Source organism: Pseudomonas sp. (assembly GCF_030150285.1).
In the GTDB taxonomy this organism is placed as follows: Bacteria; Pseudomonadota; Gammaproteobacteria; order Pseudomonadales; family Pseudomonadaceae; genus Aquipseudomonas.
Window position 1 is genome coordinate 199,277 of the sequence record NZ_JASLGE010000043.1, and the last position, 14,092, is coordinate 213,368.

Consider the following 14,092-nt stretch of genomic DNA (forward strand, 5'->3'; position numbering starts at 1 on the left):
GTGGCTCAGGCACCAGACAGGGGAGGTAGGGGTCGCCAGGCACACGGCACGACAGGGTAGGCGGCACCTGTAACTGATGTTAACGGACATCATACGAGTTGATATTTCGTCCCGCAATGCAGAATTTCCACTGGAAGTGCCGTTGTCAGCGGTTTTTTCATGCCCGAGTGTAGACACAAAATCACATGTTGTCGTACCTCTTTGTGCGCGGCAAGTATGCCCGGGGCCCCTGCGCGCTACACACGGCAGCCCTTGCAGCCACTGGGGCGCCTCTTGAGGCATATCAACATGCTATCGTGGCCGACTTTTTCAAGAGGAATAACCATGCGAATGCTGATCGGTGCTGTGAGCGTGGCCTTGTTGGCCGGCTGTGCCTCAACGGCCATGAATGAGACCCGTCAACACAGCCCGGTGCGGGCGCTGACGTCGGATAAAGCGGCACCGCTGGTGGCCGAATGTATTCAGTTTTCGTGGCAGGACGAAACCGTGTTCGGGGTGGATGCCAGCGGCTATATCCAGTCGGGCAAGAACGGCCAGTTGACGGTCTACACCCGTGGCGGCGAGTCCTTTGCCGACCTGGTGCCGCAGGGCATGGGCACCTCCGTGAGTTACTACGCCCAGCGCCCGGATGACAGCACGGCCCTGCGCCGCATGGCGATGCTGGCGACATGCCTGTAACCCGGCTGGCGTGGCGTTGAGGCCGCCGTGGTGCAGGTAAGGCAGGGCTTTGTCCTCACCCGTCACTGGCGCGATACGCCCGCGGGCACGGAAGTGGAGTTCTGGTTGGCCACCGATGCGGGGCCGCAGCAACTGCGCTTGCCGTATCAGGTGTGCAATGCGTTTATTCCGGCCGTGCAACGCGAGCAGGCCGAAGCCCTGTTGCAGCATGAGCGGCATGTTGAGCTGCGGGCGTTGGCGTTGTGTGACTTCCAGTCCCGGCCAGTCCTGGGCGTGTACTGCCGCCAGCAGGGCCAATTGATCGACATTGCCCAGCGGTTGCGCCGTGCTGGAGTGGATGTGTATGAGGCCGACGTGCGGGCCCCCGAGCGCTACCTGATGGAGCGTTTTATCACGGCCCCCGTGAGTTTCAGCGGCGAGCTTCAGGCCGACGGTGTGCTGCACAACGCCCGAATGAAACCTCACCCCGATTACCGACCACGCCTGAAGCTGGTGTCGCTGGACATTGAAACCAGCGCCCAGGGCGACTTGTACTCCATCGCCCTTGAAGGCTGCGGTCAGCGCCAGGTGTACATGCTGGGCAAGGCCACCGACGCCGATACGCCGGTCAATTTCGACCTGGAATTTTGTGCCACCCGGGGCGAGTTGTTGCACCGCCTGAACCACTGGCTGGCGCTGCACGACCCTGACGCGATCATTGGCTGGAACGTGGTGCAGTTCGACCTGCGTATTTTGCACGAGCATGCCCGGTGCCTGGGTATACCGCTGCTGCTGGGGCGCGGCGGCAACGAGATGCAATGGCGCGAACACGGCACGCGCAAGCAGCATTTCTTTGCCAGCGCGGCGGGTCGCCTGATCATCGACGGCATCGAGTCGCTGCGCTCGGCCACCTGGTCGTTCCCGTCTTTTAGCCTGGAAAACGTTGCGCAAACCTTGCTGGGAGAAGGCAAGGACATCAGCACGCCGTACCAGCGCATGGACGAAATCAACCGCATGTTTGCCGAGGACAAGCCGGCCCTGGCGCGTTACAACCTTAAAGACTGCGAGCTGGTGACGCGCATCTTTGAGAAAACCGAGCTGCTGACCTTCCTGTTGGAGCGTGCTTCGGTGACCGGGTTACCGGCCGATCGCAGCGGCGGCTCGGTGGCGGCGTTTTACCATTTGTACATGCCGTTGATGCACCGCCAGGGCTTTGTCGCCCCGAACCTGGGGGAGAAGCCGCCCCAGGCCAGCCCGGGCGGGTTTGTCATGGACTCGCGGCCTGGCTTGTATGAGTCGGTGCTGGTATTCGACTACAAGAGCCTATACCCGTCGATTATTCGCACCTTTTTGATCGACCCGCTGGGGCTGGTCGAAGGCCTGCGCGACCCCAGCGATGAAGCGTCTGTGCCGGGTTTTCGCGGGGCCCGTTTTTCCCGCACGCGGCATTGCCTGCCGGCCATTATCGAGCGCGTGGCCAACGGCCGTGAAGTGGCCAAGCGCGAGAAAAACGCGCCCTTGTCTCAGGCCCTGAAAATCATCATGAATGCGTTTTACGGCGTATTGGGCTCCAGCGGCTGCCGGTTTTTCGACACGCGCCTGGCGTCGTCCATCACCCTGCGCGGCCACGAGATCATGCTCAAGACCCGGGCGTTGATCGAAGCGCAGGGCTTTAGCGTGATTTACGGTGACACCGATTCGACCTTTGTGTGGCTGCGCAGCGAACACAGCGAAGCCGAGGCGACGCGTATCGGCCGTGAGCTGGTGGCCCATGTCAATCAGTGGTGGCGGGCCCATGTGCAAGAGACCTACGGGCTTCACAGCGCGCTGGAATTGCAGTTTGAAACCCACTACACGCGGTTTTTGATGCCCACCATTCGCGGCGCTGAAGAAGGCAGCAAGAAGCGTTACGCGGGGCTGGTGGTGCGGGCCGACGGCGAGCGCGAGATGGTCTACAAGGGCCTGGAAACAGTGCGCAGTGACTGGTCGCCGCTGGCCCGGCAATTTCAGCAGGCGTTGTACCAGCGTATTTTTGATCGCCAGCCGTATCAGGCGTATGTGCGCGATTTCGTACGCAGCACCCTGGCGGGCGAGCATGACGAGCTGCTGATTTACCGCAAGCGCCTGCGCCGCCCGCTGGACGACTACGAGCGCAACGTGCCGCCCCATGTGCGCGCGGCACGGCTGGCCGATGAGTACAACGACCAGCAGGGCCGGCCCCGGCAGTACCAGAGCGGCGGCAGCATCCGTTACCTGATCACCGTGGCGGGGCCGCAGCCGCTGGAAAACCTCACCGCGCCGGTGGACTACGACCACTACCTCACCCGGCAACTGCAACCGGTGGCCGATGCGATTCTGGTGTTTGTCGACGACGACTTCAGCGCCCTGGTGGGCGGGCAGATGGGCCTGTTTTAAGCGCCCTTGGCGGCGGCCAGTTCCCTGGAGCGGGCACGGTCTTTAGCGGCCTTGGCTTCAACCGCCAGGCACTCCAGGCAGAATTGCTCGGCGTAGGTCATAAAAATTTCAGTGGTGTCGCCTTTGATCGTGCGTGACCCGGCGAGGATGTAGCGCATGCGTTTTTCGGTGGCACCGATGCGCTGGGCAATCCAGCCCGGCGTCTGGCCGATGCGGTCGACCAGTTTGTTAGCGTATTCGGTGTCGGGGTTGTAGCGTTCAGCGTTGGGGTACATAGGGGTTCCATGTGCGGGGGAGTAAAGCAGGGCGGCAGGGTACTCCTTTTCCGCGGGCCGGGCTTGCTGCCGTGCCGGGCGCGACGCTTAAACCGCTCAGCGGCGGCTTTCGCGGTACTGGCTGGGCGACAGACTGGTGAGTGCGCGGAACTGGCGGCTGAAGGCGCTGTGATCGGTGTAGCCGCAGCGCAGGGCAATGTCGGTGATGGGCAGCTCGGTGTGCAGCAGCAGCCGCGAGGACTCTTCAAGGCGCGCCTTGTGGATCATCTGCCTGGGCGTGAGCTGGAACACCCGTTTGCAGTTGCGCTCCAGTTGCGCCACTGACACCCCGGCGATGGCGGTCAGTTCAGCGAGGGCGATGGGGCGGGCAAAGTGTTCGCGAATATAGGCGTCCACAGCGGCCAGTTTCTGAAACGCCGGGTGGCCCGACTGCGGCAGTTGCAGGTCGCGGGAGATGCCCGCCAGGCCGACGATGCGGTCTTCGGTGTCGCGCAACGCCAGTTTGTGGGTCAGGCACCAGACCGGCTGGTTGCCGAAATACAGGTGCAGTTCCAACTGGTCGGCCAGGGTGCGGCCGCTGGTCAGCACTCGGCGATCCTGCTCGGTGTACAGCGGGCCGAAGCGCTGGGGGAACACCCGCTCGGCGGTCAGGCCCAGCAGTTCATGGCTGTGCTTGAAACCGCAGCGGCGGGCCAGGGTCTGGTTGACAAAGGCATAGCGGGCCTCGCTGTCCTTGATGAAAAACACCACATCCGAGAGCGTATCGAGCAACGGTGCAATCGGTTGCAGGCTACTGAGCAGGGTCGGCAAATCACACGGTTTGAACGGGCTGAGCGAAGCGTACATGGTGCTGTCGGTCTGATGGCAATCAGCCGGATCATAGTCATTTGGCTCCCCGGCCGATACCCCCGCGCCCGGATTCATGCGGGCGGGGTCTCGTCCAGGCACAGCAAGGTGTCAATGCGCGCGGGGCTGAAGGGCGGCCGGGGGGCCGGGGTTTGCCAGCCAAACAGGTGGGCCACGGCCCCGCCGCACACACGGCCTTGGCACGCGCCCATGCCGCAGCGGGTGGCCAGTTTGGCCTCGCGCCAGTCGCGGTGGCCGACGAGGTCGGCGTAGGCCACGTCCTCACAGCGGCACACCAGCGTGTCGGCCCGGGGCAGTTGCTTGAGCGTCGGGTTGAGGGCGAAGGCGCGGTTCAGTGTGCGGGCAAACCCTTGCCAGCGCGCACGCCGAGGCCACAGCGCCTGTGCGGCCTGGCGCGCGCCGACGGCGGCGTGGCCGGCAATAGCGCCCTCGACCAACGCCAGTTCACTGCCGCCAAAACCGGTGCATTCGCCGGCGGCGTAATGGTCGTCCCGTGTGCTGCGCTGCCACGCATCCACCGCCAGCGCCTGGCCGTCGAGGGCGTAACCCAGTGCCTGGCCCAATTGGGTATTGGGAATCAGGCCGAAACCACAGGCCAGACGGTCGCAGGCCAACTCCACGGTTTTACCCTGATGCTGCAGGCGTACACCTTCCAATCGCTCGTGGCCCAGTGCGGCAACCACCTGGGTGGCGGTGCGGTAACGGGCGTCAAACAGGCTGAACGATTGCAGCCACTTATGCGGCCAACGCGGCAGGTGTGCGGCGAAACCGGCCACGGCTCCCAGCGCAGCTTGTTCGGCGATGCGCACGATCTGCGCGCCGTTGTGCCGGGCGGTGGCGGCGCTGGCCAGCAATAACGGGCCGCTGCCCGCAATCACTACGCGCTCGCCCGCCACCGGCATACCGCCCTTGATCAGCGCTTGCAAGCCGCCCGCTCCCGTGACACCGGGCAAAGTCCAGCCCGGAAACGGCAACAGCAACTCACGGGCACCGGTGCACAGAATCAGCCGGTCATAGGTGAGGGTCCAGCCGCGTTCGTCGTTTTCCACCAGCAACTGTTTGGCCCCGGCGCAGGCGATCACGCGGGTGCTGTTGTACAGGTGAATATTGCTCATGCGCAGCAGCGCCTCCCGCTGCTCGCGAGCCTGGCGGGGCAGGGCGGCTTGTGGGCCGTCGCGCCAGATCTGGCCGCCCGGCAGCGGGTTGTCATCGAGCAGCACAATCCGCGCGCCACTGGCGGCAGCGGCGAGCGCGGCGGCCATGCCGGCCGGGCCCGCGCCGATAATCAACAGATCGGTGTGTTCCGTCATGGCTGGGTCTCTACGTGCATGCCGTCCTGGCACAGCGTTTGGCAGGCGAGGCGACGGCGGCCGTCGATGGTCACGCGGCATTCCTGACAAATGCCCATGCCGCACAACGGTGCCCGGCGCTGGCCGCTGACCGAGGTGCGGCTGCTGCCATCGCCACCCAGCCTCAGGGCGGCGGCCACCGAGGTGCCGGGGGCCACGCGCAGGGGTTGGCCATTGAGCATCAACTCAGGCATGGGCAAGGCCTCCGGCAAAACGTTCGGGCAAATAAGGGTCGGCTCGCAACGGCGAGGCTTCGTTGAACATCTGGGCCATCAAGACATCGGCCGTGCCGGGGGCCGTGGTGACGCCCAGGCCTTCATGGCCCACCGCCAGCCACACACCCTTGCGTTGCGGGTGCTCACCCACCAGTGGCATGCCGTCGGGGCTCGCGGCGCGAAAGCCGGTCCAGGCGCGAATGCCATTAAGCTGCGCGAGCCCGGGCATGTACTCGGTGGCCCGCTTGAGCATTTTGGCGAGCATCCAGCCTTCGACCGCCGGGTCGGTGGTGCCAAACTGGCGCGACGCCCCGATAAATAATTGCCCGGTGGGGCGTGGCTGGATATTGCAAGCCGTCGACGGCCCGGTCGCCGTGTGCGCGCTGGTCACGTAACCCAGTTCCACCAGCGTATGGGTGACGGTGCCGGGGTAGCGGTCGGTGATCAGCAAGTGGCCTTTTTTCGGTTCGATGGGTAGCTCTGGGCACAGCTCGGTGGCCTGTATGCCGTTGGCCAGCACCACGGCGTCGGCACTGAGCCAGTGGCCGTCCGCCAGCCGTACGCGGCTGCCGTCGACTTCCACCACCCGTGCCCGGCGCTGTTCGATGCCCGGTGTGTCGAGCATCCAGCGCGCGGTGGCTGGGGCGTACAAAATACCGTCGCCGGTGATCAGCAGGCCGCCTTCCAACCCTTCGCGCAGGGCCGGCTCACGCTCACGCAGGGCGCTGCTGCCGATCAGTTCACAGGCCACGCCGTGGGCCTGCAGGGTGTCGTATTTGGTCTGCGCCACGGCCATTTCTTCGGGGTTGGCGGCCAGCCACAGCGTACCGTTGCTGCGGTAGGCGCACCCGTCGGGCAGGTGCGGCCCGTGCTCGCGCCAGCGCTGCAGCGAGTGTTGGGTGAGGGCCAGTTCCGCCGGGTTGTCATCGAGCACCAGCAAATGGCCCATGCCCGCCGCCGTCGCGCCGTGCAGGCCGGCGTCGAGCACCAGCACGCGCTGCCCGCGGCGGGCCAGTGCCTGGGCACAGGCCGCGCCGACAATGCCCGCGCCGATCACGATGACATCGGCTACGCGGCCGTGGGTCATGGGCGAATGCCCCAGGCGAAGGGATCGTCCTGTTCAATGATCAGGCTGGCTTCGGCACTGATATAGGCGCGGCCGCGAATGGTTGGCACGATGCGCTCGCCGGCCCATTCATACGAACCCTCGAACTGGCTGCCGATGACGCTGGCCTGACGCCAGATCTGGCCCGGTTGCAGCTTGCCGTCGGCGGCCAGGCACGCCAGCTTGGCGCTGGTGCCGGTGCCGCACGGGGAGCGGTCATAGGCCTTGCCGGGGCATAGCACGTAGTTGCGGCTGTCGGCTTGGGCGTCGTCGGCAAACAGTTCGATATGGTCGATCAGGCCGCCGTCTTCACCGCGAATACCTTGGGCTTCCAGGGCCTGCTGCACGGCGTAGGTGTAGGCGGTCAGGGCGTCGATGTTATCGCCCGCGATGCGCTGGCCGTGGTCGGCAATGAGGAAAAACCAGTTGCCGCCCCACGCCACATCGCCCGTGACCTGGCCGATACCCGGGACCTGCAGGCTCAAGGCCTGGCGGTAGCGGTAAGACGGCACGTTGCGCACGCTCACCGAATGGTCGTCGTGCAGGGTGGCTTGCACAGTGCCCACCGGGGTTTCGATGCTGTGCACGCCAGGGCCGATTTTGCCCAGGTGGGCCAGCGAGGCGACCAGGCCGATGGTGCCGTGGCCGCACATGCCCAGGTAACCGGTGTTATTAAAAAAGATCACCCCGGCGCAGGCGCTCGGGTCTACCGGCTCGCACAACAACGCGCCCACCAGCACATCACTGCCCCGGGGTTCGAGTACACACGCGGCGCGCCACGCATCATGCTGCTCGGCCAACCGCTGGCGGCGCTCGGCCATGCTGCCGGTGCCCAAGTCGGGAAAGCCAGCGGTGACCAGCCGGGTGGGTTCGCCGCCCGTGTGGGAATCGATTACGGTGATGCGTTTCATAGAAGGGCCACGTCCATGGGTTTGGGAGAGCACTAGCGTGGCGGGTAGCGGGTGTTTGCGGCTTGATGGATTTGCGCCGCGCGGATGACGAAATCAGCACAGCGGGAGCCGGTTCAGTGGCTTTGTGGCAGGTGCTCAAACAACGTTTGACAGACCCCGGCAATGTGCTCGTCAAGCAGGCTAACAGCCCGTTCCACATCGCCGGCGCGGCAGGCGTCGAGGATCTCGCGGTGCTCGTGGTCGGCCCGTACTTTGCCTGCTGACAGGCTCATTTGCAGGCGCAGGTAGCGCTCCAGTTTGTCGTTGACCGAACGAATCAGGCTGATCATGAACGGGCGTTGCGCCGGTTCGTAGAGGCAGGCATGCAGTTCCCAGTTCAGTTCGGCCCAGCGGCCCACGTCTTCCTCGCCCACAAACTCCTGGCAAATCTGCTCGGCGCGGGCGAAGGTTTCTTCGGTCATATTGGGAATGGCCAGGCGCAGTAGCTTGTCTTCAAGCAGCATGCGCACTTCAAACATCTGCGCCAGCTCGGCATCGGAAATACGCGTGACCATGGCCCCGCGATTGCGCTGGAACATCACCAGCCCTTCCGCCTCAAGACGCTTGAGGGCCTCGCGCACCGGGATTTTGCTGACATTGAACTGGCGGGCAATGTCGTCCTGGCGAATCGGCTCGTCTTCGTCAAAATGCCCGGCCACGATGGCATCGCGCAGGTGGCGAGTGATGATTTCCGATGTGGAGGGCGAGTTGCCCAGGTCGGGGGCGTTGAGTTTGGGTAGGGCCACGGTAAGGATTGTTCGCTCTAAAAATGGATATGGTATACGAATTGATACACCTATTCCTTGTGCCGGTGGTCAGCTTGTGACGTGTGTGTCGTAAAAATTGTGGATTCGGTCGCAAATGGAACGGTAGGGGGGTTGCTTGTGGCGGGGTATTATCCGATATATGATTGGTAACAATTATCATTCGTAAGATTTGTTTTCATGGCCAGCCCCCTCGAACCTGTGTCCACGCCTTGCAACGTCTCGGATCTGTACATTGCCCACCACGGCTGGATTCGCCAGTGGCTCAGCAAAAAACTGGGCAATACCAGCGATGCCGCTGAGTTGGCGCACGATGTGTTTGTGCGCCTGTTGGTCCAGCCCAGAACCTTTACCAATGACAGCCACGCCCGCGCGTACCTGAGTGCGATGTCGCGGCATGTGTGCGTGGATTTCTGGCGGCGCAAGCAGGTCGAGCGGGCATGGGCTGAAGTGCTAAGCCAGCGTCCGGAGCAGCATTCACCTTCCGAAGAGCATCGGGCCCTGGTGCTGGAGGCGTTGCAGCAATTGCAGGCCATGCTCGACCGCTTGCCGGGCAAAGTCGCTCAGGCTTTTTGCCTGGCACAGCTTGAGGGTTTGAACTACCGCCAGATTGGCGAGCGCCTGGGGGTCAGCGAGCGCACGGTGACCAAATACATGGCCCAGGCCATGTTGCAGTGCCTGCTGCTGGAAGTTGAGCTTGAAGGGGCGTTGCTGTGACGGCTGCCACGCTGGATCACGCCACGTTGCAACAGGCCGCGCACTGGTTTGCCCGGCTCAGTGATGAGCCTGTGGCGCACGGGGTACACGAAGCCTGGTGCCAGTGGCACGCTCAAAGCGAGCGCAACCGGTTGGCCTGGTGTTATGTCGAGCGCGTGAGCCAACGGTTTGCCCCGCTACAGGGTGACACTGCCGGGGCCGCGCAAACCCTTGAACATTTGCGCCATACCCGCCGCTCTCGCCGCCAGGTGCTGCGCAGCCTGTCGATTGTGCTGGGCGGTGCCATGCTGGGCTGGGCGGGCTGGCGTCAACGCTGGCTGCCAGATGCCTTGACCACGGACTATCACACCGGCACTGCGGTACTTGGCGCGCAACGCCTGGCGGACGGTACGCAGGTGTGGCTCAACAGCGGCACCGCGCTGGACGTTGATTACAGTGCAACGCAGCGCACCGTCAGGCTGTATGCCGGTGAAGTGCTGATTAACACCGGGCGTGATCCGCGCCCGTTTTCGGTTGAAACGGCGCAGGGGCACCTGCAGCCTCTGGGCACCCGCTTCAGTGTGCGTGAGCGGGGTGAGCGCACTGAGCTCAGCGTATTTGAAGGGCAGGTCAAGGCCACGGCGGGTGTCGGGGGTGACACCCGCGTGGTAGCGGCTGGTCAGGCGCTGGCTTTTGACGCGCAGCGGCTGTTCGCCACAGAACCGGCACGCCTGGAACGTCAGGCCTGGGCGCAAGGGGTGCTGTTGGCCAACGACACCCGCCTCGCTGATTTTATTGCTGAACTGGCCACGTATCGACATGGGCACCTGGGGGTTGATCCACGGGTCGCCGACCTGCGAGTGATGGGCACGTACCCGCTGCACGACACGGACCAAGTGCTATCCATGCTTGAACACGTATTGCCCGTGCGCCTCGAACACACCCTGCCCTGGTGGGCGACGGTGGTTCCCCGCTAGTTTTTTTTCGAGAAGCCTTCCGGTTTTTGAGTCTCATTCGAATTAACAAGAGACCACGGCTTAACGCCTTTCTCGACCGGGACCCTTCAATGTCATTTTGCATGCATGCCTTACCTCAGCCTGATCGCTCTCACCCTACGCACCCGCTGGCGCTGGCCATCGTTCTGGCACTCGCCACGCCAGTGGCCATGACCCTCAGCCCAGTTGCGGCTGCGACGGAGCAGGTCGACAGCCGTTTTTTTGAGCTGCCTTCAGGACCGCTGGCCAACCAGCTCAATCTGCTTGCGGCCCAGGCCGGTGTGTACCTGGCGGGTGATGCGGCGCTGACGGCCGGCAAAACCAGCCCGGCCCTGCGTGGCACGTACACGGTTGAGCAAGCGCTGCACGTCGTGTTGAGCCGCAGTGGCCTGATGGCAGTGCCCATCGGTGAAGGGCGTTACCAGCTTCAGGTGCAAGCGGGTGCAGTGGCGGGCGGGCCGCTGGAACTGGGCAGCACCATGATCTCCGGTAAGGCCGCCGGCTCGACCACCGAAGGCAGTGGCTCCTACAGCACGTACTCGTCCAGCAGTTCGACGCGCCTGAACCTGGCACTCAAAGACACCCCGCAGTCCATCACCGTGATGACCGACCAGCGCATCAAGGACCTTAAACTCGCTAACCTGACCGATGTGATGGAGGCCACGCCGGGTATCGCGGTGTCACGCGTGGGCGTGGGCGCGGAGAACGATACCTACTGGTCACGCGGTTTCATGATCAACAACTTTGAGGTCGACGGCGTACCGACATCCGCGCGGTTGGGCAATTTTTCCCAGAGCACCGCGATGTACGACCGCATCGAAATTGTGCGCGGGGCCACGGGCCTGATCAGTGGTTCGGGCACCCCATCCGCGACGGTGAACCTGATCCGCAAGCGACCGACCGCCGACAATCAGGCCAGCATCACGGCAGAGGCAGGCACCTGGGACCGCTATGGGCTGGGCATGGACGTATCCGGGCCGTTGACCGAGACCGGTAACGTGCGTGGGCGCCTGGTACTCGACTACAAGAACCAGAAGGCATGGGTTGACCGCTACACCCAGGATAACCAGTTGGTGTACGGCATCACTGAGTTCGACCTCAGCGAGTCGACGTTGCTCACGGCCGGTTTCAGTTATGTGAAGAACCAGGCCAATTCGCCCCTGCGCACGGGCTTCCCGGTATTTTTTGCCAACGGTGAGAAAAGCCACTTCAAGCGTTCCGCCAACAGCGCCCCGGACTGGTCCTATTACGACGTGGCCAAGAGCAACCTGTTCGCTTCGCTCGAACACCGTTTTGATAACGGCTGGAGCGCCAGGATTGAAGGCGGGCATACCGCATTCCAGTTCGATGAATTGATCAACTACATGAACGGCAGCATCGATCAGGCCAGTGGTTCGGGAGCCTATATGTTCCCCAACCGATGGTCGGGCACACCCCGCGAAAACACCGTGGATGCCTATGTCACCGGGCCGTTTATGGCGTTGGGTCGTGAGCATGAATTGATCACCGGCGTGACCCTGTCACGCTACCGCGAAAGCGTCCCGGAGCATGGCGGCTGGTACGGGCCATGGACCGGTTACGACGGCGGCATCGACAATATTTTCATCTGGGACGGCAAAGGCCCCAAACCCGATACCACCGCGCAAGGCAAAAGCGTGATTGAAGAAAACCAGTACGCCGCGTATGCCACCACCCGGCTGAACGTGACCGATGACCTGAAAGTGATTTTGGGCGCGCGGGTGACCGACTGGACCCGCAGCAGCGAGAACCGGCCTGACGCTGGCGTGGCGACGCACAACGATGAAACCCGCAACGGCGTGTTTCTGCCCTATGCAGGCGTGGTGTACGACCTGAATGACACCTGGGCGGTGTATGCCAGCTACACCAAAATCTTCAACCCGCAGGCCTATGGCGTTAAAGACAAAAACGGCAAACCACTCAACCCACAGGAAGGCACGGGCTACGAGACCGGGCTCAAGGGTGCCTTTCTGGAGGATCGCCTGAACGCCAGCCTGGCGCTGTTCAGAATTGAACAGGACAACCTGGCGGTTTACGCCGGCGAGTTCGACACCTACACGGCGGAGCAGGGCACCACGACACAAGGCCTTGAGATCGAATTGAACGGCGAACTGACCGACAACTGGCAGGCCTCGGCGGGGTATGCCTACAGCGTCAGCCTGGACCATGATGACGAGCGCATCGTCACCAACATCCCGCGCCACAGCCTTAAAACGTTTACGTCTTATCGCTTGCCGGGGAACTGGAGCAAACTGACCGTGGGCGCAGGGGTTAACTGGCAGAGCAAGATTGGCCAGAACCTGCATGAGTTTGAACAGGGCAGTTATGCCTTGATAAACCTGATGGGGCGTTATCAGGTCAACGACCACCTGAGTGTGGCCTTGAACGTCAACAACCTGCTTGATCGCTCGTACTACAGTTACGCCGATAATTGGAGTGTGTACGGCGCGCCTCGTAACCTGATGACCAGCCTGCGTTACGACTTTTGACCCTGGCCGCCCCGCCCGTGAGCCTTGCGGGCGAGGTGTCGGGCGTCAGTGTGAGGTTTCATGCCGGGTCAGGGCCTTGAGCAGCTCAGCGATTAGCATTTGATCCGACTCACTCAATTGCGAATAGGCATTGAACAGAGCCTGGGAATCCTCACCGGGCTCGGCGCTGGATGATTTCTGGCCGGTGATGACATACAGAATATCCACGCCTAATGACGCCACGCGCAGCAAATAGTCGGCCCGAGGTGAGCGACTGCCTTTTTCATATTGCCCTTGAGCATTAATTAAAACGCCCCCACACGCTGCGAAGCTTTGTTGTTTGAGATTCAATCGAACCCGTTCTTCCCGCAAGCGGCTGCCGATGGTGTGCATACCGAGTCTCTCTTAACAGTCCGGTGAATAGAAAACCTGAAACTTGCAGTTAAAAGAGTCGGCGTTGCGAACGGTCTACGTAGGGAGTGCTAGCCAGACTCTTTTTTACTGTGAAGTGACGTTAATCCAAGTGGTAATACCTGGCTACTGTCAGAACTTACAGGTGAGCGTTCTACGGCTGGCGCTAAAGAGAGTAGGGCAGCGGGTTACTTTTACAGCGAGTCCCTTTTGTCAAACAGCCGCAAAAGGAACCCAAAAGGCCTTGCCCCGATGTTCGGCCTGCCGAAAGGGGCTTGTAGATCAAGATCAAGATCAAGATCAACAGCGCGTGCGGCGTGTGCCGTAGCAGTTGCCGAGCTGGGCGAGGCTACGTTCGATTGCGTAGCGATCGTAAACCCTGAATCCCGGATCTGGCAGGAGGGGCGGACTACCTGTGTACCGGGTACATATCCATTACGAGTGTTTAACCGGGCTATCGGTTTCGCTCTTACAGCGAGTCCCTTTTGTCAAACAGCCGCAAAAGGAACCCAAAAGGCCTTGCCCCGATGTTCGGCCTGCCGAAAGGGGCTTGTAGATCAAGATCAAGATCAACAGCGCGTGCGGCGTGTTCCGTAGCAGTTGACGAGTAGAACGAGGCTACGTCCGATTGCGCAGCGATCGTAAACCCTGAATCCCGGATCTATCAGGAGGGGCGGACTACCTGTGTACCGGGTACATATCCATTACGAGCATTTAACCGGGCTATCGGTTTCGCTCTTACAGCGAGTCCCTTTTGTCAAACAGCCACAAAAGGAACCAAAAAGGCCTTGCCCCGACGTTCGGCCTTCGCTGCGCTCAGGTTCCCTCGCTCCGGTCCCGCTTCGAGGGCACGCCGAGACGGGCCATCCTTGGCCCGACACGGCTTTCCCGGCATCCATGCCGGTCA

The 14,092-nt window shown here is 62.5% G+C and carries 13 protein-coding genes; 5 read left to right on the top strand and 8 right to left on the bottom strand.

Annotation, left to right across the window (positions count from 1 at the left end; translation table 11 throughout):
* Positions 1-324: 324 nt before the first annotated feature.
* Both Q1W15_RS10930 and Q1W15_RS10935 read left to right on the top strand, forming a co-directional pair.
* Positions 325-678, top strand: a complete 354-nt coding sequence (locus Q1W15_RS10930) for a hypothetical protein (protein ID WP_300727711.1) — start codon at positions 325-327, stop codon at positions 676-678.
* Between the two features lie 30 nt (positions 679-708).
* On the top strand, positions 709-3,072 hold the full coding sequence (locus Q1W15_RS10935; protein WP_300727756.1) for a DNA polymerase II: 2,364 nt from the start codon (positions 709-711) through the stop codon (positions 3,070-3,072).
* Here the strand turns inward: Q1W15_RS10935 and Q1W15_RS10940 are convergent.
* From Q1W15_RS10940 to Q1W15_RS10970, 7 genes are all read right to left on the bottom strand, one after another.
* Positions 3,069-3,347 carry a hypothetical protein gene (locus tag Q1W15_RS10940; RefSeq protein ID WP_300727714.1) on the bottom strand — a complete coding sequence of 93 codons (279 nt, stop codon included), beginning with the start codon at positions 3,345-3,347 and terminating at the stop codon, positions 3,069-3,071. The two genes, Q1W15_RS10935 and Q1W15_RS10940, sit on opposite strands and share 4 nt — an antisense overlap.
* 96 nt (positions 3,348-3,443) lie before the next feature.
* Positions 3,444-4,193, bottom strand: a complete 750-nt coding sequence (locus Q1W15_RS10945) for an AraC family transcriptional regulator (RefSeq protein ID WP_300727759.1) — start codon at positions 4,191-4,193, stop codon at positions 3,444-3,446.
* A 74-nt stretch (positions 4,194-4,267) separates the two neighbouring features.
* On the bottom strand, positions 4,268-5,524 hold the full coding sequence (locus Q1W15_RS10950; RefSeq protein WP_300727717.1) for an FAD/NAD(P)-binding oxidoreductase: 1,257 nt from the start codon (positions 5,522-5,524) through the stop codon (positions 4,268-4,270).
* On the bottom strand, positions 5,521-5,757 hold the full coding sequence (locus Q1W15_RS10955) for a (2Fe-2S)-binding protein (protein WP_300727720.1): 237 nt from the start codon (positions 5,755-5,757) through the stop codon (positions 5,521-5,523). Before Q1W15_RS10955 ends, Q1W15_RS10950 begins: the two co-directional genes overlap by 4 nt.
* The gene (locus Q1W15_RS10960; RefSeq protein WP_300727723.1) at positions 5,750-6,865 is read right to left on the bottom strand and encodes an FAD-binding oxidoreductase; all 1,116 of its coding nucleotides are present in this window, start codon (positions 6,863-6,865) and stop codon (positions 5,750-5,752) included. The genes Q1W15_RS10955 and Q1W15_RS10960 overlap by 8 nt, the downstream gene beginning before the upstream one ends.
* Positions 6,862-7,794, bottom strand: a complete 933-nt coding sequence (locus Q1W15_RS10965; RefSeq protein WP_300727725.1) for a 4-hydroxyproline epimerase — start codon at positions 7,792-7,794, stop codon at positions 6,862-6,864. Before Q1W15_RS10965 ends, Q1W15_RS10960 begins: the two co-directional genes overlap by 4 nt.
* A 113-nt stretch (positions 7,795-7,907) precedes the next feature.
* Positions 7,908-8,579: a GntR family transcriptional regulator gene (locus tag Q1W15_RS10970; RefSeq protein WP_300727728.1), complete on the bottom strand. Its 672-nt coding sequence runs from the start codon at positions 8,577-8,579 to the stop codon at positions 7,908-7,910.
* 198 nt (positions 8,580-8,777) lie between these two features.
* On the opposite strand from Q1W15_RS10970, the gene Q1W15_RS10975 reads away from it, so the two are divergent.
* From Q1W15_RS10975 to Q1W15_RS10985, 3 genes are all read left to right on the top strand, one after another.
* Positions 8,778-9,314 carry a sigma-70 family RNA polymerase sigma factor gene (locus Q1W15_RS10975; RefSeq protein WP_300727731.1) on the top strand — a complete coding sequence of 179 codons (537 nt, stop codon included), beginning with the start codon at positions 8,778-8,780 and terminating at the stop codon, positions 9,312-9,314.
* Positions 9,311-10,270, top strand: a complete 960-nt coding sequence (locus tag Q1W15_RS10980) for a FecR domain-containing protein (protein WP_300727734.1) — start codon at positions 9,311-9,313, stop codon at positions 10,268-10,270. The genes Q1W15_RS10975 and Q1W15_RS10980 overlap by 4 nt, the downstream gene beginning before the upstream one ends.
* A gap of 101 nt (positions 10,271-10,371) precedes the next feature.
* Positions 10,372-12,795, top strand: coding sequence for a TonB-dependent siderophore receptor (locus Q1W15_RS10985; RefSeq protein ID WP_300727736.1), 2,424 nt, complete (start codon positions 10,372-10,374; stop codon positions 12,793-12,795).
* A gap of 45 nt (positions 12,796-12,840) precedes the next feature.
* On the opposite strand, the gene Q1W15_RS10990 is transcribed toward Q1W15_RS10985, so the two are convergent.
* Entirely contained in the window at positions 12,841-13,167 is a 327-nt protein-coding gene (locus tag Q1W15_RS10990) for a helix-turn-helix transcriptional regulator (protein WP_300727739.1), read from the bottom strand.
* Positions 13,168-14,092: the final 925 nt, after the last annotated feature.

Coding starts and splice junctions, on each gene's coding strand:
- Q1W15_RS10965 (WP_300727725.1), bottom strand. CDS start 7,794: ATGAAACGCATCACCGTAATCGATTCCCACACGGGCGGCGAACCCACC.
- Q1W15_RS10945 (WP_300727759.1), bottom strand. CDS start 4,193: ATGTACGCTTCGCTCAGCCCGTTCAAACCGTGTGATTTGCCGACCCTG.
- Q1W15_RS10985 (WP_300727736.1), top strand. CDS start 10,372: ATGCATGCCTTACCTCAGCCTGATCGCTCTCACCCTACGCACCCGCTG.
- Q1W15_RS10950 (WP_300727717.1), bottom strand. CDS start 5,524: ATGACGGAACACACCGATCTGTTGATTATCGGCGCGGGCCCGGCCGGC.
- Q1W15_RS10975 (WP_300727731.1), top strand. CDS start 8,778: ATGGCCAGCCCCCTCGAACCTGTGTCCACGCCTTGCAACGTCTCGGAT.
- Q1W15_RS10940 (WP_300727714.1), bottom strand. CDS start 3,347: ATGTACCCCAACGCTGAACGCTACAACCCCGACACCGAATACGCTAAC.
- Q1W15_RS10960 (WP_300727723.1), bottom strand. CDS start 6,865: ATGACCCACGGCCGCGTAGCCGATGTCATCGTGATCGGCGCGGGCATT.
- Q1W15_RS10930 (WP_300727711.1), top strand. CDS start 325: ATGCGAATGCTGATCGGTGCTGTGAGCGTGGCCTTGTTGGCCGGCTGT.
- Q1W15_RS10955 (WP_300727720.1), bottom strand. CDS start 5,757: ATGCCTGAGTTGATGCTCAATGGCCAACCCCTGCGCGTGGCCCCCGGC.
- Q1W15_RS10990 (WP_300727739.1), bottom strand. CDS start 13,167: ATGCACACCATCGGCAGCCGCTTGCGGGAAGAACGGGTTCGATTGAAT.